Raw genomic sequence first — 19,361 nt, 5'->3', positions numbered from 1 at the left:
TCCCAATGCCGCCCTAATTCAAATGCGCAAGGTAATGCGCCAGCGCGTAGATCTCTTCTTCGCTGAGCTGATAGGCGACGTCGGCCATCGCCGCCATGGCGCCGCCGGAACGCTGACCGGATTTGAATTCGTTCAGCGCCTTGATCAGATATTCTTCGCGCTGACCGGCGAGCCGAGCGGTCGCCTTGGTGCCGGCGAAATTGTCGGTGTGGCAGGACGCACAGCGTCGCCCCGCCGCAGCCTCCGCCCCCTTGCGCGACAGCTCGGGCTTTTCGTCCGGCTTCAGATTCTTCATCGGCGGCAATGATGCGAAATACGCACCGAGATTGCGGATGTCCTCGTTGCTGAGGTCCTCCACCACCGAGCGCATGTTGGCGTTCTCGCGGGTGCCGGCGCGGAAGAACACCAGCTGCCATTGGATATAGAGATCGGGCTGCCCGGCCAGCGACGGCGTGTACTCCATCTTGGAGATGCCGTTTTCGCCGTGGCAGATGGTACACACTCCGGCCTTGGCCTTGCCGGCCTCGATATCGCCGGCGAAAAGCGGGGAAGCAAGCAAACCGAAACAGAACGACAGCGCAGCGAGCAGGCGAGACATGCAGGGGCCTCTGTTGGCTCAGAGTTATGATTGGCGTTCGTCATTCCGGGATTCGTCGCGGTCGGCGCAGCTGGCCGCGGCGAAGGCCGGGAATCCACGATCACTGTGCTCGCGGTGAATCACGAAGGCGGTGGTCGTGCCTAACAAACGGCAAGGGGAGTATGGACTCCGGGTACGCCGCCGCGCGACGCCCCGGATTGACGAACGAGGTGTGTGGACTCAGCTCGGGCTCACTTGCTGTAGCTGATGCGATAGATCGCACCGGCCCAGTCGTCGGCCACCAGCATCGAGCCGTCCTTGGCCAGCACGATGTCGGCGGGACGGCCGAGATAGCCCTGGTCGCCTTCGATCCATCCGGTGGCGAAGTCTTCCTGCTTGGCGTTCTTGCCGTCCGGATCGGCGATCACCCGTTTGATTAGCGCGCCCTGGTATTTGTGCCGATTCCACGAGCCGTGTTCGGCGATGAAGATGTTGTTCTTGTATTCGGCCGGAAACTGATCGCCGGTGTAGAATTTCATGCCGAGCGGAGCGACGTGGGCACCGAGATTCAGTACCGGCGGAGTGAACTCCGAGCACTGATGCCCCATGGCGAATTTCGGATCCGGCATGTCGCCTTGATGGCAATACGGATAGCCGAAATGCTCGCCCATCTTGCTGATCATGTTGAGCTTGTCGCTCGGCATGTCGTCGCTGATCCAGTCGCGCGCATTCTCGGTGAACCAGTATTTTCCGGTGCGCGGATCGACGTCGCCGCCGACCGAATTGCGCACGCCGAGCGCGACGATCTCCGCATTGCCGGTCTTGGGATCGACCCGGCGGATCTGCGACACCGAGGTCGGCGGAATGCCGATGTTGAAGGGCGGGCCGAACGGCACGTAGAACCAACCGTCCTTGTCGGCGGCCAGATACTTCCAGCCGTGCGCCACGTAGGACGGCATGTCGTCGTACACGACCTTGCCCTGGCCGAGATTGTCGAGATTGGCTTCGGCGTTGTCGTAGCGGATCAGCTTGTCGATATCGATCACGTACAGCGCGCCGTTCTGGAACGCCAAGCCGGTCGGCATCTTCAGGCCCTTCAGGATGGTCTTGACCTGTTTCTTGCCGTCCTTATCGGTGATCGCGTAGACGTTGCCGAGGCCGAACGAGCCGACGAACAGCGTGCCGTTGTCGCCCCAAGCCATCTGCCGGGCGGCGAGCACGCCCGAAGCATAGACCTCGATCTTGAAGCCCGGCGGCAACTTGATCTTCTTGATGGTCGCGGCCAGTTCGGCGTCGGACGAACCGGTCGGCGGACCGGCGGGCGGCGCGAGCCCCTTTTGCGCTTCGGTCTCGTCGCCGAGGAACCAGTCGGGCGGCGGGTTGGTCCAGAATTCCTTGCTGCCGGATTCGTACTTCTTGAGGCCCTGCGCGCCGGCCTGCGAGATCGCGGCGGCCGACAATGCAATCGCGCAGGCAACAACGGATCGTGTGAAGACCGATGTCATCGCGTTCACTCCCTCGGCGGCCGATCCGGCCGCTCTGATTCTTATTAGTTGGAACGGTTCGCGTCGGATCGTCACCAGCGGAGGACGCCGGTGGGGAGACGCTATCACATCCGTTTCGGGAGAGAAGAACGATTGCGAGCGAATCGCGATGAACATTCGCTGCGGCGCAATCGGTGCAGTGCAATGAAATGGCGTCGCGGAAACGACTTTATCACATGAAGAGCGGAACGGCGGCAGACCGCCGTTCCGCAAGTCTGCTCCAGATCAGAAGATCTTCATCGCGTTCTGCAGCGTGATCCACACGCCCCAAGCGAGCGGAACGCCGACGAACAGCCAGAACGCCGCCGCGCGGGCATCGAGGCCGCCCTTGCCGATGCCGTAGGAGCCGCCGCCGACATTGGCGGCTGCACCCTTGGCCTGCAGCGCGGCAACTTCCTCGGGCTTCATGAACCACTTGTCGGCGAGCGGCTTGACCATCGCGTTGCAGATCAGGCCGAGCACCAGCATGCCGGCGAGGATGTACATGGTGAAGTCGTACACCTGCGCGCGCGGTACGCCGGCGGCGATCTGCGCCTCGCGGATGTAGTTGACCACCACCGGCCCGATGATGCCGGCGGTCGCCCACGCGGTCAGCAGCCGGCCATGGATGGCGCCGACGAACTGGGTGCCGAAGATGTCGGCCAGATACGCCGGCACGGTGGCGAAGCCGCCGCCGTACATCGACAGAATAATGCCGAATGCGAGCACGAACAGCGCCTTGCTGCCCATCGCGGCGAGCGTCGGCACCAGCGCGTAGAGCACGATGCCGAGCAGGAAGAACACGTAATAGGTGTTCTTGCGACCGATATGATCGGACAGCGACGCCCAGAAGAACCGCCCGGCGATATTGAACAGCGACAGCAGACCGGCGAAACCGGCCGCGATGCCGGCGATCATGGTCTTCTGCTCGGCCGACAGCTGGTTGAAGCTGAGGTCGGGCAGGCCGATCAGCTTGCCTGCGAAGATCTCCTGCAACATCGGCGACGCCATGCCGATGACGCCGATGCCGGCCGAGACGTTGAGACACAGCACCGCCCAGATCAGCCAGAACTGCCTGGTCTTGTGCGCGTCCTTGAGGTGAACCTGATGGGCGGTGATGTAGGCGTTGTTCTTCTCCGGCGGGGTCCAGCCGTCCGGCCGCCAGTTCGGCGGCGCCAGCCGGTAGGAGAACGCGCCGATCGTCATGAACACGAAGTAGATCAGGCCCATCACCAGGAAGGTCTGCCACACGCCGACATCGGTCGGGGTGCGGAAGTAGTTCATCAGCATGTTGGCGAGCGGAGCGCCGATCATCGCGCCGCCGCCGAAGCCCATGATCGCCATGCCGGTCGCCATGCCGCGCCGATCCGGGAACCACTTCACCAACGTCGACACTGGCGAGATGTAGCCGAGACCGAGGCCGATGCCGCCGATCACGCCGGAGCCGAGCCACAGCAGCCAGAGCTGATGCAGATAGATGCCGATCGCGCCGAGCACGAGTCCGCCGGCCCAGCACAGCGCGGCGACGAAGCCGGCCTTGCGCGGGCCGACACGCTCCAGCCAGCCGCCCCACACCGCGGCCGAGGCACCGAGCAGCACGAAGAACAGCGTATACATCCACCCCATCGAGGCGACGCGCCAGTCGCAGGTAGTGGTGAACAGCTCCTGCACGATCGTCATGTCGGTGCAGACTTTCGGCGCCGACAGTCCGACCGCGCGCGACAGCGGCAGCCAGAACACGCTGAAGCCGTAGGCCATGCCGATGCAGAGGTGAATACAAAGTGCCGCCGGCGGCACCAGCCAGCGATTGAAGCCGGCGGTGGCGATAATCCGTTCGCGATCGAAAATACCCGGTCGTGCACCGGACAGCCGTCCGGCCCCTTCCAATGTGGACATGTCGTTTCCTTCCCCTGTTGCGACCGTCCGTTTTCGGACTGGCCGTTATCCCGTGCGCCTTTGCTAGGTCGTCACTTTCAAAGCCTCCACCGCCGCCCGCACCTCGGGCGCGAGCCCGTCGCCGCCCGCATCGAGATGCGCGATGATCGCCCGTCGCATCCGCGGCTCCCAGAATTTCTTCAGGTGCTCGGCGATCCCCGGCACCGCCTTGTCCGGCCCCTGGCTGCGGAAGAACGCGCCGATCTGATTGGCCATGTACACCAGCCGGTCAGGCGACATCGGCAGCTCCCTTGTGATCGATCTCGACGATGCGCTGCGGATGCGTGAAGACTTCGAAGCCGTCCGACCGAGCAATCGCCGCGAGTGTAATGCCGGCGGCCTCCGCCATCCGCACTGCGAGCGCGGTGGGCGCAGAGACTGCGACCAGCACGGCCGCTCCGATCGCGGCCGTCTTCTGCACCATCTCGACGGACACGCGGCTGGTGAGCAGGACGATGCCGGCGCTCGCGTCGATCCCCTGCCGCGCCAGCGCGCCGGCGAGCTTGTCGAGCGCGTTGTGGCGGCCGACATCTTCGCGCAATTCGGCGATGCCGCGCTCCGGCGTGAAGTAAGCCGCAGCGTGTACCGCGCGGGTCTCGACGTTGAGCGGCTGCTGCGGCGGCATCGCCTCGATCGCGGCGATGATCTGCCGCGGCGAGAACGACCGTCCATTGCCGACCACCGCGACCGGCCGGATCGCTTCGGCGATCGACTCGACGCCGCAAAGCCCGCAGCCGGTGGGGCCGGCGATATGACGGCGGCGCTGCTGCAGCTTGTCGGCGATAGCGCCACCGAGCCACATCCGCAGCTCGACGCCGTCGTCCTGCGGCACGACCTCCAGGCTGTCGATCTGCGCAGGCTGTTCGATCACGCCTTCGCTCAGGCTGAAGCCGATCGCGAAGTCCTCGAGATCGGCCGGCGTCGCCATCATCACCGCCTGAGTCGAACCGTTGTAGCTGATCGCCACCGGCGTCTCTTCGGGGATGGCGCGAGCGCCATCCTGCATCCGGCCGTTGCGCCAGACCTTGGTGTTGCCGGTGCGGACCGTCGGCTTCATCGTTACTCAGCCGCTTCGGCAGGCGCCGCGATCCGCCGCGCCGCAGTGGCCTGCTGCTCGTAGGAGCGCTGCCACTCCGACGGGCCGTTCGACGGCGCGACCTGCACGGCCGTCACCTTGTATTCCGGACAATTGGTGGCCCAGTCCGAGTACTCGGTGGTGACGACGTTGGCCTGGGTGTCGGGGTGATGGAACGTCGTATAGACGACGCCGGGCGCGACGCGGTCGGTGATCAGCGCGCGCAGCGTGGTCTCGCCGGCCCGGCTGGCGAGCCGCACCCAATCTCCATCACGGACACCGCGCTGCTCGGCGTCGTGCGGATGGATCTCGAGCCGGTCCTCATCGTGCCACACCGTATTGGCGGTGCGCCGGGTCTGTGCGCCGACATTATACTGCGACAGGATCCGGCCGGTGGTCAGCAGCAGCGGGAAGCGCGGTCCGGTGCGCTCGTCGGTCGCGACGTACTCGGTGATGACGAACTTGCCCTTGCCGCGCACGAAATGATCGACATGCATCACCGGCGTGCCTTCGGGCGCACGCGCGTTGCAGGGCCACTGGATCGAGCCGAGCTGTTCGAGCCGATCGTAGGAGACTCCGGTGAAGGTCGGCGTCAGCGCCGCGATCTCGTCCATGATCTGCGACGGGTGGGTGTAGTTCATCTTGTAGCCGACCGCCTCGGCCAGCCGCAGCGTGACTTCCCAATCCTCCAGTCCATTCTTCGGCGACATCACCTTGCGGACGCGCTGGATGCGGCGTTCGGCATTGGTGAAGGTGCCGTTCTTCTCCAGGAAGGTCGAGCCCGGCAGGAAGATGTGGGCGTAGTTGGCGGTCTCGTTCAGGAACAGGTCGTGGACGATGACGCATTCCATCGCTTCGAGGCCGGCGGCGACATGCTTCGTATTGGGGTCGGACTGCAGAATGTCCTCGCCCTGCACATACAGCGCCTTGAACGAGCCCTCGACCGCGGCGTCGAGCATGTTGGGAATCCGCAAGCCCGGCTCGTTGTCGAGCTTGACGTTCCACAGCGCCTCGAAGCTCTCGCGCACCGAGTCCGTCGAGATGTGGCGATAGCCCGGCAGCTCGTGCGGGAACGAGCCCATGTCGCAACTGCCCTGCACGTTGTTCTGGCCACGCAGCGGATTCACGCCGACGCCGGGGCGGCCGAGATTGCCGGTGACCATGGCGAGGTTGGCGATCGCCATCACGGTGGTCGAGCCCTGGCTGTGCTCGGTGACGCCGAGGCCGTAATAGATCGCGCCGTTGCCGCCGGTGGCGTAGAGCCGTGCGGCTTCGCGCAGGCTCTGCGGATCGACGCCGGTGAAGGCGGCGGTCGCCTCCGGGCTGTGGCGCTCGTCGGACACGAACGCCGCCCAATGCTCGTATTCGCACCAGTCGCAGCGCTCGCGCACGAACGCCTCGTTGGCGAGTCCTTCGGTCACGATGACGTGGGCCAGCGCGGTCAGCACCGCGACGTTGGTGCCCGGCTTCAGCGGCAGATGCTGCGCGGCCTCGATATGCGCCGAGCGCACCAGATCGATCCGGCGTGGATCGACCACGATCAGCTTGGCGCCCTGGCGCAGCCGCTTCTTCAGGCGTGAACCGAACACCGGGTGGCCATCGGTCGGGTTGGCGCCGATGATCATCACCACGTCGGCGTGCTCGACCGAGTCGAAATCCTGCGTGCCGGCGGAGGTGCCGAACGCGGTCGACAGGCCGTAGCCGGTCGGCGAGTGGCAGACGCGGGCGCAGGTGTCGACATTGTTGTTGCCGAAGCCGGCGCGGATCAGCTTCTGCACCAGGAAGGTTTCCTCATTGGTGCAGCGCGACGAGGTGATGCCGCCGATCGAGTCGCGGCCGTATTTGGCCTGGATCCGCTTCAGCTCGGACGCCGCGTAGCTGAAGGCTTCGTCCCAGCTCACTTCGCGCCAGGGCTCGCTGATGCTGGAGCGGATCATCGGGTTGAGGATGCGCTCCTTGTGGTTGGCGTAGCCCCAGGCGAACCGGCCCTTGACGCAAGAGTGGCCGCGATTGGCCTTGCCGTCCTTGTAGGGCACCATGCGAACCAGCTCTTCGCCGCGCATCTCGGCCTTGAAGGTGCAGCCGACGCCGCAATACGCGCAGGTGGTGACCACCGAGCGCTCCGGCGTGCCGATCTCGATCACACTCTTCTCGTTCAGCGTCGCGGTCGGGCAGGCCTGCACGCAGGCGCCGCACGACACGCATTCCGAACCGAGGAAACTCTCCTGCATGCCGGGCGACACGACGGAGTCGAAGCCGCGGCCCGCGATGGTCAGCGCGAAGGTGCCTTGCACCTCCTCGCACGCGCGGACGCAACGCGAGCAGACGATGCACTTCGACGCATCGTAGGTGAAATACGGATTGGACTCGTCGAGTCCAGGATTGGGATGCTTCTCCCCGGAATATCCATAGCGCACGTCGCGCAGGCCGACCGCGCCGGCCATGTCCTGCAGCTCGCAGTCGCCATTGGCCGAGCAGGTCAGGCAGTCGAGCGGGTGGTCGGAGATGTACAGCTCCATCACACCCTTGCGGATCTGCTTCAGCCGCTCGGTCTGAGTATGGACGACGAGACCGTCGGCGACCGGCGTGGTGCACGACGCTGGCGTGCCGCTGCGGCCATCGATCTCGACAAGGCACAGCCGACATGAGCCGAACGCATCGACCATGTCGGTGGCGCAGAGTTTCGGGATTGCAGTTCCGATCTCCATCGCGGCGCGCATGATCGAGGTGCCTTCGGGCACGCAGACGCTGCGGCCGTCGATGGTCAGCGTTACCATCGTATCGGAGGGCGAGCGCGGCGTGCCGAAATCGGTTTCGTGGACCAGAGCCATATCGATCGTCCTTTATTCCGCGGCCTGCAGGCGGCGCGGCGCGAGACCGAAATCTTCGGGGAAGTGCGTCAGCGCGCTCAGCACAGGGATCGGCGCCAGGCCGCCCAGCGCGCACAGCGAGCCGAACTTCATGGTGTTGCAGAGGTCTTCCAGCACGGCGATGTTCGCCGCGGGCCGGTCGCCGGCGATGATCTTGTCGACGGTCTCGGCGCCGCGGGTCGAACCGATCCGGCACGGCGTGCACTTGCCGCAGGATTCGTGGGCGCAAAATGCAAGCGCAAACCGCGCCTGCTTGGCCATGTCGACAGTGTCGTCGAACACCACCACGCCGCCATGCCCGACCATGCCGCTCCGCGCGGCGAACGCTTCGTAGTCGAACGGCGTATCGAACAGCGCGCGCGGGAAGTACGCGCCGAGCGGGCCGCCGACCTGGACGGCGCGCACCGGTCGGCCGCTCAGCGTGCCGCCGCCGATATCGTCGATCAGCTCGCCGAGCGTGATGCCGAACGCCACCTCGAACAGCCCGCCGTGCTTGATGTTGCCGCCGAGCTGGATCGGCTTGGTGCCGCGCGAGCGGCCCATGCCGCAATCCGCATAGGCCTGGGCGCCGCCATCGAGGATGTAGGGCACCGCCGAGAAGGTGAGCACGTTGTTGATCACCGTCGGCCGGCCGAACAGGCCCTTGTGGGCCGGCAGCGGCGGCTTGGCCCGCACCGTGCCGCGCTTGCCTTCGAGGCTCTCCAGCATCGAGGTTTCTTCGCCGCAGATATAGGCGCCGGCGCCGACTCGGACTTCGATGTCGAACGAGTCGGTCGAATGACAGATGTGCTCGCCGAGATAGCCGGTGCGCCGCGCCGCCTCGATCGCGGCGTTCATCGCCTCGACGGCGTGCGGATATTCCGAGCGGATGTAGATGTAGCCGCGGGTAGCGCCGACCGCGATGCCGGCGATCGTCATGCCCTCGATGATCATGAAGGGATCGCCCTCCATCAGCATCCGGTCGGCGAAGGTGCCGCTGTCGCCCTCGTCGGCGTTGCAGCAGATGTATTTCTGGCCACGCCCGGCCTGGGCCACGGTGCGCCATTTGGTGCCGGTCGGAAAGCCCGCGCCGCCGCGGCCGCGCAGGCCGGACTTGACGACGTCGTCGATGATCGCGTCCGAGCTCAGCTTCAGCGCGCGTTCGAGCCCGCGATAGCCGCCATGAGCGCGATAATCATCGATCGAGCGCGGATCGACGATGCCGCAGCGCGCGAAGGTCAGCCGGGTCTGCCGCTTCAGCCACGGAATCTCGTCCGTGAGCCCCTGTCGCAGCGGATGCGGCGCGCCGGCCACGATCGCATCGAGCAACGCCGGCACATCGGCCGGCGTCACCGGCCCATAGGCGACGCGGCCCTCGGGCGTGTCCACCTCCAGCATCGGTTCGAGCCAATACAGCCCGCGCGAGCCGGGACGAACCAGATCGACCGGCAGATCGCGCGCATGCGCCTGTTCGAGCAGCGCGGCCGCGACATCGTCGGCGCCGACCGCGAGCGCGCCGGAATCGCGCGGGATGAAGACGCGCAAACTCATTGCTGCGCCTCCGTCAGCAGAGCATCCAGCTTGGCGGCGTCGAGCCGGCCGACCACGCGCTCGTTGATCATCGCCGATGGCGCCGTGGCGCACAGGCCGAGGCAATAGGCCGGCTCCAGCGTCACCGCGCCGTCCGCCGTGGTGGCGCCGAAGGTGACGCCCAGCCGGGTCTCGACATGCGCCGCCAGCGCGTCGCCGCCGGCAGCCTGGCAGGCCTCGGCGCGGCACAGCTTCAGCACATGGCGGCCCGGCGGCTCACGGCGGAAATCCGGATAGAAGGTGAGCACGCCGTGGACTTCGGCGCGCGACAGGTTCAGCGCCTGCGCGATCATCGGCTCGGCGTCCTGCGGCACATAGCCGAACGCCTGCTGCAGCGCGTGCAGCATCAGCAGCGTCGCGCCTTCCTTGTGCGTCAGCCCGGCGATGATGTCGCTCGCGCGGGCGGGTTCCCATGGTTCGTATTGCATCGGCGCTCTTCGTCGTCGTGGATCGCCGGATGAGAATAAGAATTGTTCAAAAGATCAATAAAGCAGTCCAATGCTGCGATAAGGAATCCGCAACGACAAGGGGAATTGACATCGTCATTCCGGGCGCCGCGCAGCGGCGAACCCGGAATCCCGAGATTGTTTGCGCCCGGAGATTCCGGGTTCGCTCACTTCGTGAGCGCCGGAATGACGCGTGGCGAGGGCCTACGCGCCACACCAGTTCCGTCAGCACCAAACCGCCCGCGATCAGCTCTGCAGCGTCGGGGCGACCTCGCGGGCCACCTGCATCAGGGCGGCGACCAGCGGCGTGTAGGGCTCGCGCGGCGGCACCACGAGGCCGATGCTGTAGGCGACCTTGGGTTCGACGATCGGAATGGTGCGGACTTCGTCGCCGAGCCCGAGGGTTTCGGCGAGCTTGGCCGGCATCACACTGGCCCAGCGCCCGGTCTTGACGTGTGTGTAGAGCACGATGATCGAATTCGAAGTCAGCGTCGGCTGCGCCGTGGTGCCGGCGGCGCGTAGCGCGCGGTCGATGATCCGGTGGTTCTGCATGTTGGGCGTCAGCAGGCACAGCGGCACCTGGCCGACCTCGCGCCAGGTCACCTGGTCGCGATCGCCGAACATCCCGTCCGGCGAGGTGATCAGCCGATAGCTTTCCTGATACAGCGGCACGCTGCGGACTTTGCCGAGTGGCTCGTTCTCAGTGTAGGTCAGCCCGGCGTCGACTTCGAGATTTTCGAGCAGGCCCAGCACTTCCGAAGACGTGCAGGACAGGATGCTGAAGCGGACATTGGGATGCCTAGCGCGGAACGGCGTGGTGAGCTGCGCCACCATACCGAGCACGGTCGGGATCGCGGCGAGCCGGAGTTCCCCGGACAGCTCGCCCTTCATCGCGCCGATGTCCTGGCGCATCGCGCGGCTGTCGCCGACGATTCGGCGCGCCCACTCCAGCGCCCGCTCGCCCTCCGGCGTGAAGCCGAGAAACCGCGAACCGCGCTGCACCAGCATCACGCCCATGATCTCTTCGAGCTGCTTGATGCCGGTCGACATCGTCGGTTGGGTCACGCCGCAGGCCTCGGCGGCTCGGCCGAAATGCCGCTCCTTGGCGAGCGCGAGTAGCAGCTCGAGCTTGTCGATCAAACCGGCCTCTTGGAAATTCTGGTGAATTTCAAGAGTCTTGCCCGATCAGAACGCATTCGGCAAGGCGGCCGGCGAGCCATGCCTTGCGCCGCAAGCCAGACAACAATAACCCCGCCTCCCGGTTTCGCATCGGGAGCGCGGGGCTAGTCTGGGGAGAGACGCTGCCGGCGCGGGAAGCACGAACCATCCGCGCCACGCTTCGTCATCAGCAAGGTAGTCCAACAACGCGGATCTCGCTTGAGATGGATCAAGCTCAGTGACTTGTTTGCAGGCGGCAATACGTGCCTTCTCCGAAAAGTCCAAGACGTGTCCGCCTCGCCCGCTTCGTCCAACCGCAACAACGGCACGTCGCCGAACGAACAACATCACAACTCGGCAACGCAGGTGCTAGGCATCGTGACGTTTCCCCCGTTTTGGATCGCAGATGCTCCACGACCATTTCCCGCATCCGATGCTGGCTCAGTCGCTCCTCCCCCTTGCATTTGACGCCCGTGACGGCGCCCATGATGAGGCCCATCTGCTCCGTGTTTGGCGCAATGTCGCGGAGATCGTTGCCGTCGAGGGCGGGGACACCGAGATATTGGTCGCCGCAACGATTCTTCATGATTGCATACGAATCGACAAAGCCTCACCGGAACGGAAAAAAGCTTCGATCCTCGCGGCAAACAAGGCCGATCAGGTTCTGGCCGCACAAGGCTGGCCCGACGATCGCAGACGACGCGCATGCCACGCCATCGAGGCCCACAGCTATTCGGCCGGAATCACGCCAATCAGCCTCGAGGCGAAGATACTCCAAGACGCCGATCGTCTGGACGCGATCGGATGGATCGGCGTAGCGCGTTGCTTCTACCTGGCCGGAACGCGGAACGCTCAGATCTACGATATCGAAGATCCTACCGCTGCCAGACGCTCGCTCGACGACATTTCTTTCGCGTTGGATCATTTCCAGACCAAGCTGTTGCGGCTTGGTGAGAGTCTTTGCACCGCAACGGGGCGCGCCATGGCCGCCCAGCGCACCGCCAGACTTCAGAGCTTCTACCGCGGCCTGTTGGACGAGATTGGTGGGGAGGCCGGGTGAGACCTATAATCTGTTGCCGGCCGCCGTCCGCAGGCTCCATCGCCAGCTCTGCGGAACACTGGCGGCATACTCGCAACCAGCATCATTCGCCGACAAAGCTTCACGGCTGCGAAGCGAGCTGTGGTTGCACTGCCTTCGCTAACAGCTCTTGGAGCGCAAGTGCTGGACACAGGTGCATGTTGTCGTCGAGCTGGTGTACTTGACGTCGTAATAGGCCGGACCGGTCGAGTTTGATGGGCTGTCGGTCGAGCACCGTGGAAACATCCAAACCGTATCGGTCAGATTCAGCGTGCCGGTGACCGCGTACCCCAGGCCGGGTGTGTAAGCGTAAGACACCTCACCCACGACAAACGACACTTGGTCGTTCTGGTTATTCGGATTGCTTGCATTGCCGACAGTGCCATTGAGCGACGAAGGCACTGTCAATCCGGCCAAACTGGTTCTGCCCGGCCCGAAGGTCGTCCCGTTGAACGATCGGCTCCATTGCAGAGTCAGGTTGCCATTGGCGTCGCTGGAGACTTCGGTCACGGTAACCGAGAGGATCGGCTTTCCGCTGCCGTCATTAACCGAATACGGCGCGATGGTTGCGGTCGCGCCGGTCAGAATGTTCTGCATCGAAGCCGTACTGAGCGACGTGTTCTGCGTGACCATGTCGGCAACGGCGTGAGCCGTCGCGCTGACTTTGACGCTGATCGCCATTCCGTGTGCCAGCTCGACGCCACCGATGAGCAATGTCAGCAGAAACGGCACGACGATCGCGAACTCCGTTGCGGCAACGGCATCGACCGCGGACACCAGGCTTCTCGGGCAACATGATCGGCGGACCATCGGCTGATACCTCTACGGATTGGCAGGCTCGTTCTGAAACGCCGCGGACGCCATGATCAAGCGCGAGCCGTTTGGCTGATTTGCCAGATTGAAGGCGATCGGCCCGAAGAACAGCGGCCAGAGATACATCACGCGAACGACGACGATATCGCCTGCGTGACCGGGATTGAATTGCCACGTATTGCTGACGCTTCCACTGCTGCCATAGGTCAGTGTCGGCATGCCGATATTTGCGGACGACCAATTATCGGCGACCTCGACGTCGATCATCAGACCGGAACAGTCGAACAGCACGCTCGCGTTCGAACAGACGGTCTGTTTGAACGCAGCGGCGGCCGCCGTCTCGGATAGGTTGATGCTCTGCGACTGAACCTGCCCTGTGAGAATCTGTCGTGCCGACGCGCGGACCGCATTTTCAAGAACCGACTGCGCGAAGAACAGAAGGAACGTCTGAATCAGCGCAACGATGATGGCGAAGAACGGCGTGGCGATCAGCGCAAATTCCACCGCCGTGACCCCGGTGGAATCCTCGGCAAAGACACCAACGCCGCCTCGACGCCGTTTGATCGCTGCGCTTCCGACTCGTGCCATTGTGGTTTTCTTATTGCGTGAGGCTGGCGGTGCTCGACGCGACCTTGATGAACAGATCCGTCAGAGCTTGCGTAATATTGCCGCCGGTTTGAACGTTCGAAAAGAAGCCGGGCGACGCACAAGATTGAAGATTCTTCGCGATCGCACCGGTCGAAGACGTCGGTTCGTTGTAAGGATCGACCCAGCTCATGTACCAACTGTCCGTCACCGGAACATTCGGCGTCTTGAGCTGCAGATACTCCGTGTAGAGGATTGCGATCTTGATGCCCCGATTCTTGATCGTCGTACAGATCGCCGTGTCGAGCGGCTGCTGGCAGCGGTTGTTGGAAGCGTACTTGGCGTTGGGGCAGAACGTCGTGATCTTGTCTTCGACCCCGTCGGTGACGAGGAAAACAACCTCCTGCGGCGTATCGCCCGAAGCATTACTGCCGAGGCCCGGATTTGGCATGATGCCGTTGAGGCTGGAGAGCGCACCGGCAATGTCTGTGCCGTTGTCGGTCTTGCAATTGGTCGTCGCGACGACGCAGTTCTGATAGGCAACGGGCATTAGCGCAATGTTGGAAACCTGGGCTCCCGCTTTCGTGGGGGTCGTCAGCGCCGCGAGCTTGTTCAAAGCCAGATCGAACGTATAGAGGGCCGCCTTGTAGGTGGTATTGTTCAAGGCCGACATACACTGCATGACTCCACCCGAAATGCCCGACTGCGGGCAGCTCGACCAGGTGTTGAGCAACTGATTGACCGCACTGGTTACGAGGTCGATCCGCAGTGTGACGTTGTACGCCCGTGCGATGGCGAGATTATCCTTCGTTCCACCATCGTGAGCGATGTTCGTTTCGTGACAGGCGAAGCCGCAGTTTTGCGAGGAGCTGGCCTTCTGGTACTTCGAGGACGTGTAGGCGATGAGATTGCTGATGTCGGCCGAAGTCGCGCCAATCCCCATCGACGGAGAATCATCCATCAACAGGTAGAAATTCATGTTGGGCGCACTCGCCGCCTGCGCCGTCGATGAGCCACTGATCGGCCACGACACGCTGTTCAGGAGAATCTTGGGAAAGTTGTTCAAGGACGCGGCGCTGTATGAAACCTTGGCGGTACGCTGCAGGCCGACATCTGTGATGGTAATCGTCGGCGTCGGCACTGTGGTCAAGCCGGGCGCAAGCCTGTTGGCTGTCGACATGAAAATCGCATAGGCCGCATTTTGAGCCACGGCGTCGGTTTGCATCAACATGCCCGGTCGGACGGCCGCGATGGCGGCAGCATCGGCGGCAGCGTCGAGTTGCTGCTTCTTGCGCAACGCTTGGGTAAAGTCGAGCGTCATGCCGAGCAGGAAGATGATGGGGATCATCGTGATCGCGGTGATGACCGCGACATTCGCCTTGCGATCTGTGGCGAAGCGATACAACAGGGCGTCACGCATGACCTTCAACCCAATCGCGTAAATCCAACCTATCGCCTACCGACGGAAGACACGGTGAGGAGAAGAGAGGCGACCACCTGCTGCTGTATTGGCAGCGGCGAAATCTGGGAGGGACGCCACTAAGCAATGCTTAAGCCGACCGCGTGAACTCACCAACTTGACAACCTGCCGAATTGGATTTCTGCGGATCATTAAAAAACGATGAATATCCTATGCTCGGAAGCCTCTTCGATTAACGATTGGCGCCATGACGCCCGAAAAGGACCGTTGATCGATCGAGGCCGCATCGCCGGCATGCCGTTCGCGAATTGGGCTACAAGCTCGTTGCGACGAGGCACCCCGCCTCGCTCATGGCGAAGCAGACCCCATGGAAAAGCAACAATGATATCCTGGGTAGCGCAGGACACGCCCCATAGCCGAAGGGGCTGCCGCCATGTCCGGAGGCGACGTCCAGGTGGCGACCGCGCCTGACCAGCCCTTAAGCCCCCGCCCCAGGCCGCCGCATATAGCAGTGGAAGCCGCCGTAGATCCCGGAACGATCGCGGTCGAAACCGATGGCGCTGCGTTCGGCGTCGCGCTGCCAAGTCTGTTGCAGCGGGGCTAGCGGTTCGGTCTCAAGCGGGGATTCGGCCCCGGCGGTGCGGAAGATCACCCGCACCTGCTCCTTGCCGGCGCGGTCGATCGCGTCCCACAGCGCGCGAATTTCGTCCGGCGCCATCCAGTCCTGCGAATCGAGCAGCACCACGGCGTCGATCTGACGAGCCGGCAGGCTCTCCAGGAAGACCCGCAGGTTCTCGTGCACCGGGATCACCAGCCCGGCGCCGGCGCGCATCTGCTGATAACGGCTCTCCTGCAGATACAGCGGCAGGCAGCGGTCGCCCGGCCCCGGATAGCTCCGGCTCAGCGCCTGCCAGGCGAAATAATTAGTCTCGTTCGGATAGACATCGATCAGCCGGAGCAGGCGCTGATGCAGCACCTCGTTGAGCGGCTGGTCGCCGCCGAGCAGCTCGCGCTGCTGCGGCGGAATGCCGAGGCTGAACAACAGCGCCGGGGTGCGGGTGAGCATGCGGGCGAACCGCGAATGGAACAGCCGGTCGACGCGCTGCAGCGCCGCCTGCCGCTCCGGCGAATCCGGCGCGCCCTTCAGCAGCACGTCGAGATCGATCTTGGCGATACGCGCAAGCAGATGCGCAAAGCCGATGAAATGGCCGAGCGCACCGTGGCGATAGAACCCGTTGGTGAAGTAGCGGTAGCGCGGCCGGCCGCGGAAGTCGCGCTCGTCCCAGAAGCTGCGGGCATCGAGATCGAGCGCCGGGCGCAGCCGCCGGCGATACAGATCGGCGTTATCGGCCGCAGCCCCCTCGCCGAAGAACCGCCAGAACGAAGCGTAGTCCGGCAGCGCCCGCAGGCCGGCGAGCTTCAGCTTGAGCAGCGCCAGATGCGCCTCGTTGAGATCGACCGCGAAAACCTGCGCCGGCTTGGCGGTGAGGTAGGACAGCGCGTTACAGCCGCCCGACGAGATCGTCACGATGGTCGAGCCGATCGGCAACTGCAGAGCCGCGAGGTCTGCCTCGGGATCTTCCCAGATCTGGGTATAGACCAGGCGGCGAAACCAGATCGAAAACAAAGCGTCCCACAGCGTCGACTCGCTGCGATCCTTGCTGTTGCGGACGGCGTCCGCGATCAGTTGCTGCGTGTTCATCAAATCCTCGACTCGGCAATCGATCCAAATTAGCCGGGCAACGCTGCAGTTTTGCGACAGCGCCGGACCTGATCAGCAGCACCGCCTTTGTCATCACCCTGTCGCCAGAAACCGCGATGGAAGGCGGATGATGCCGAACCAGGGTGGCAGGCCATGACGACGCTCACTCGCACCGACCTTCCGCGCACCGAGCTGACGCACCCCGAGCTCGCCGTCGATCCGGCGTGGCCGGTCGACGCGACCTCGCGCATGAATCGGATGTACCGCTATCAACGCCACATCTACGATCTGACCCGCCGTTACTATCTGCTCGGCCGCGATCAACTCATTACCGAGCTGCAGCCGAAGGCCGGCGAGACCGTGCTGGAAGTCGGCTGCGGCACCGGCCGCAACCTGATCCAGGCGGCGACGCAATACCGCGATGCGAAGTTCTATGGTCTCGACGTCTCGACCGAGATGCTGACCTCTGCGATCAGTTCGATCGAAGGCGCCGGACTGATGTCGCGGGTCAAGGTCGCGCATGGCGACGCCACGGCGTTTACCGCGCAGGCGGTGTTCGGCCAGGCGGTCAGCTTCGACCACGTCATGATCTCCTACAGCCTGTCGATGATCCCGGACTGGACCGCGGTGATCGATCGCGCCGTGGCCAATCTGAAGCCGGGCGGCAAGCTGCACATCGTCGATTTCGGTGACCAGCGCGGCCTGCCTTCCGTGGCCCGCAACCTGCTGCGACGCTGGCTGACGCTGTTCGACGTCACCCCGCGCGACAGTCTGGAAGCCGTGCTGATGCAGGTCGCGGCCCGCACAGGGGCCGGCCTGCGGTTCGACCGACCGTATCGCGGCTATGCGCAAGCCGCCGTGCTGACGCTGCCGCCGCGCAGGAAGCCATGACCGGCTGGCTCGCGCTGTTTGCCGCGGGCCTGATGGAGATCGTCTGGGCGCTGGGACTGAAGCACTCCGAGGGCTTCACCCGGTTCTGGCCCGCGGTCGTGACCTTGGCCGCCATCCTGGCCAGCTTCGGCCTGATGAGCATCGCGCTGAAATCGCTGCCGTTCGGCACCGCCTATGCGGTGTGGACCGGAATCGGTGCCGCCGGCAGCATCGTGGTCGGCATGGCGCTGTACGGTGAGCCGGCCAGCGGCGTCCGTGTGCTGTGCCTGTCGATGATCGTGGCCGGCATGATCGGGCTGAAGCTCAGCACACCGGCGTGAACCGTCGGCCGCCCGACCAAGGCGGCGATTGACAAAGCTGGCCCGCTTCCATTTGATCGCGCCCGTTCAGGTGTGCCGGGAATCGTCCGGCACAGGGAAGCCGGTGCGGGCCGCACGCTTTGACAGCCAAGCCCAAATCCGGCGCTGCGCCCGCAACTGTGAGCGGCGAGCGATCCTTCAATCGGCCACTGGGCGACAGCCCGGGAAGGCGAAGGATTGCGACGACCCGTGAGCCAGGAGACCGGCCTGAGCACGTCATCTTCCACCGTGCGGCGCGCGCGGCTGGAGCGGTCCGCCGCACAGGTGACAGGATGCTGCTCACCGGCCGGAGACCGCCATGACCGAACTCGTTCTGCCCGCTTCTTCCGATGGATTCCGTGTCCGCCTGATCGCCGTGCTCGGCGGACTGGTGCTCGCCAACCTCGCCGCCTGGGCCTGGGCGCTTACCGCCTTCGCCGGCGAGCCGGTGCTGATCGGCACGGCGGTACTAGCTTACAGCCTCGGCCTGCGCCACGCGCTCGATGCCGACCACATCGCGGCGATCGACAACGTCACCCGCAAACTGATGCAGGAAGGCAAGCGGCCGGTGACGGTCGGGCTGTTCTTCGCGCTCGGCCATTCCACCGTGGTGCTGGTGGCGTCGCTGGCGATCGCGATCGCGGCCAATTCTCTGACCGAGCGGTTCTCGGGCTATCGCGAGATCGGCGGGGTGATCGGCACCTCGGCGTCGGCGCTGTTCCTGTTCGCGATCGCCATCGCCAACCTGTCGGTGCTGAGCGGCGTGTATCGCGCGTTCAAGAAGGCCAAGGCCGGCGAGGTCGTGCACGACGACGACATCAACGAGCTGCTGCAGCAGCGCGGCTGGCTGGCGCGGCTGTTCCGGCCGCTGTTCCGCTTCGTCTCCAAGAGCTGGCAGCTGTTTCCGATCGGGCTGCTGTTCGCGCTCGGCTTCGAGACCGCCAGCGAGATCAGCCTGTTCGGGCTGGCCGCGAACGCCTCCGGCAACATTTCGCACTGGTCGATCCTGGTGTTCCCGGCGCTGTTCGCGGCCGGCATGACCCTGGTCGACACCCTCGACGGCGTGCTGATGCTCGGCGCCTATGGCTGGGCGTATCGTAACCCGGTCCGCAAGCTGTACTACAACATGACCATCACGACGGTCTCGGTGCTGGTGGCGCTGCTGATCGGCGGCATCGAGACGCTCGGGCTGCTCGCCGGGCGCTTCCATCTCGAAGGCGCGTTCTGGGAGTGGATCGAAGAGCTCAACTCCAATTTCGGCGCACTCGGCTACGGCATCGTGGCGCTGTTCGTGGCGAGCTGGATCGTCTCCACCATCATCTATCGCCTCAACGGCTATCACCGGCTCGACCAGGCCGCCGCGACCGTGCAGAAATGAGCG

17 protein-coding genes and 1 riboswitch are annotated in these 19,361 nt (G+C 64.4%); of the genes, 4 read left to right on the top strand and 13 right to left on the bottom strand.

Translation table 11 applies throughout. The annotated features are described in order from the left end of the window. Window positions 1-13 precede the first annotated feature (13 nt). The 9 genes from DY468_RS07640 to DY468_RS07600 all read right to left on the bottom strand — a co-directional run bounded on the left by DY468_RS07640 (window position 14) and on the right by DY468_RS07600 (window position 11,135). On the bottom strand, window positions 14-598 hold the full coding sequence (locus tag DY468_RS07640; protein ID WP_164603901.1) for a c-type cytochrome: 585 nt from the start codon (window positions 596-598) through the stop codon (window positions 14-16). Between the two features lie 230 nt (window positions 599-828). Next, window positions 829-2,082 (bottom strand): PQQ-dependent sugar dehydrogenase, encoded by a 1,254-nt coding sequence (locus tag DY468_RS07635; protein WP_164603899.1) that lies wholly within the window; start codon window positions 2,080-2,082, stop codon window positions 829-831. A 264-nt stretch (window positions 2,083-2,346) separates the two neighbouring features. Beyond that, on the bottom strand, window positions 2,347-3,996 hold the full coding sequence (locus DY468_RS07630; RefSeq protein WP_164603897.1) for an OFA family MFS transporter: 1,650 nt from the start codon (window positions 3,994-3,996) through the stop codon (window positions 2,347-2,349). 63 nt (window positions 3,997-4,059) lie between these two features. Further along, complete coding sequence (locus DY468_RS07625; protein WP_164603895.1) at window positions 4,060-4,275, bottom strand: formate dehydrogenase subunit delta; 216 nt, start codon at window positions 4,273-4,275, stop codon at window positions 4,060-4,062. Continuing rightward, window positions 4,265-5,092: a formate dehydrogenase accessory sulfurtransferase FdhD gene (fdhD, locus tag DY468_RS07620; RefSeq protein ID WP_164603893.1), complete on the bottom strand. Its 828-nt coding sequence runs from the start codon at window positions 5,090-5,092 to the stop codon at window positions 4,265-4,267. Before fdhD ends, DY468_RS07625 begins: the two co-directional genes overlap by 11 nt. A gap of 2 nt (window positions 5,093-5,094) precedes the next feature. Further along, window positions 5,095-7,941 carry a formate dehydrogenase subunit alpha gene (gene fdhF, locus DY468_RS07615; protein WP_164603891.1) on the bottom strand — a complete coding sequence of 949 codons (2,847 nt, stop codon included), beginning with the start codon at window positions 7,939-7,941 and terminating at the stop codon, window positions 5,095-5,097. 12 nt (window positions 7,942-7,953) lie between these two features. Continuing rightward, entirely contained in the window at window positions 7,954-9,510 is a 1,557-nt protein-coding gene (locus DY468_RS07610) for a formate dehydrogenase beta subunit (protein WP_164603889.1), read from the bottom strand. Beyond that, complete coding sequence (locus tag DY468_RS07605; RefSeq protein WP_164603887.1) at window positions 9,507-9,977, bottom strand: formate dehydrogenase subunit gamma; 471 nt, start codon at window positions 9,975-9,977, stop codon at window positions 9,507-9,509. Before DY468_RS07605 ends, DY468_RS07610 begins: the two co-directional genes overlap by 4 nt. Window positions 9,978-10,241: 264 nt before the next feature. Next, window positions 10,242-11,135 (bottom strand): LysR family transcriptional regulator, encoded by an 894-nt coding sequence (locus DY468_RS07600; RefSeq protein ID WP_164603885.1) that lies wholly within the window; start codon window positions 11,133-11,135, stop codon window positions 10,242-10,244. A gap of 424 nt (window positions 11,136-11,559) precedes the next feature. On the opposite strand from DY468_RS07600, the gene DY468_RS07595 reads away from it, so the two are divergent. Further along, on the top strand, window positions 11,560-12,213 hold the full coding sequence (locus DY468_RS07595; protein ID WP_164603883.1) for an HD domain-containing protein: 654 nt from the start codon (window positions 11,560-11,562) through the stop codon (window positions 12,211-12,213). A gap of 138 nt (window positions 12,214-12,351) precedes the next feature. On the opposite strand, the gene DY468_RS07590 is transcribed toward DY468_RS07595, so the two are convergent. The 4 genes from DY468_RS07590 to DY468_RS07575 all read right to left on the bottom strand — a co-directional run bounded on the left by DY468_RS07590 (window position 12,352) and on the right by DY468_RS07575 (window position 16,751). Then, window positions 12,352-13,041, bottom strand: coding sequence for a TadE/TadG family type IV pilus assembly protein (locus DY468_RS07590; RefSeq protein ID WP_164603881.1), 690 nt, complete (start codon window positions 13,039-13,041; stop codon window positions 12,352-12,354). 12 nt (window positions 13,042-13,053) lie between these two features. Continuing rightward, window positions 13,054-13,632: a TadE/TadG family type IV pilus assembly protein gene (locus tag DY468_RS07585; RefSeq protein ID WP_164603879.1), complete on the bottom strand. Its 579-nt coding sequence runs from the start codon at window positions 13,630-13,632 to the stop codon at window positions 13,054-13,056. Between the two features lie 10 nt (window positions 13,633-13,642). Then, window positions 13,643-15,049, bottom strand: a complete 1,407-nt coding sequence (locus DY468_RS07580; protein ID WP_164603877.1) for a TadE/TadG family type IV pilus assembly protein — start codon at window positions 15,047-15,049, stop codon at window positions 13,643-13,645. 478 nt (window positions 15,050-15,527) lie between these two features. Beyond that, window positions 15,528-16,751, bottom strand: a complete 1,224-nt coding sequence (locus DY468_RS07575) for a BtaA family protein (protein WP_164603875.1) — start codon at window positions 16,749-16,751, stop codon at window positions 15,528-15,530. Between the two features lie 153 nt (window positions 16,752-16,904). Between DY468_RS07575 and DY468_RS07570 the strand changes: the two genes are divergently transcribed. The 3 genes from DY468_RS07570 to DY468_RS07560 all read left to right on the top strand — a co-directional run bounded on the left by DY468_RS07570 (window position 16,905) and on the right by DY468_RS07560 (window position 19,358). Beyond that, entirely contained in the window at window positions 16,905-17,642 is a 738-nt protein-coding gene (locus tag DY468_RS07570) for a class I SAM-dependent methyltransferase (RefSeq protein ID WP_164603873.1), read from the top strand. Then, entirely contained in the window at window positions 17,639-17,962 is a 324-nt protein-coding gene (locus DY468_RS07565; RefSeq protein WP_107354204.1) for a DMT family transporter, read from the top strand. Before DY468_RS07570 ends, DY468_RS07565 begins: the two co-directional genes overlap by 4 nt. A 51-nt stretch (window positions 17,963-18,013) precedes the next feature. Further along, window positions 18,014-18,226, top strand: a riboswitch (cobalamin riboswitch). 73 nt (window positions 18,227-18,299) lie between these two features. After that, the gene (locus tag DY468_RS07560) at window positions 18,300-19,358 is read left to right on the top strand and encodes a HoxN/HupN/NixA family nickel/cobalt transporter (protein ID WP_164603871.1); all 1,059 of its coding nucleotides are present in this window, start codon (window positions 18,300-18,302) and stop codon (window positions 19,356-19,358) included. The last annotated feature ends 3 nt before the right edge of the window (window positions 19,359-19,361 follow it).

Source organism: Rhodopseudomonas sp. BR0M22, from assembly GCF_010907035.1.
Taxonomy (GTDB): domain Bacteria; phylum Pseudomonadota; class Alphaproteobacteria; order Rhizobiales; family Xanthobacteraceae; genus Rhodopseudomonas.
Note: the sequence above shows the minus strand (reverse complement) of the source record. Positions and strands in the feature narration are given on the sequence as shown.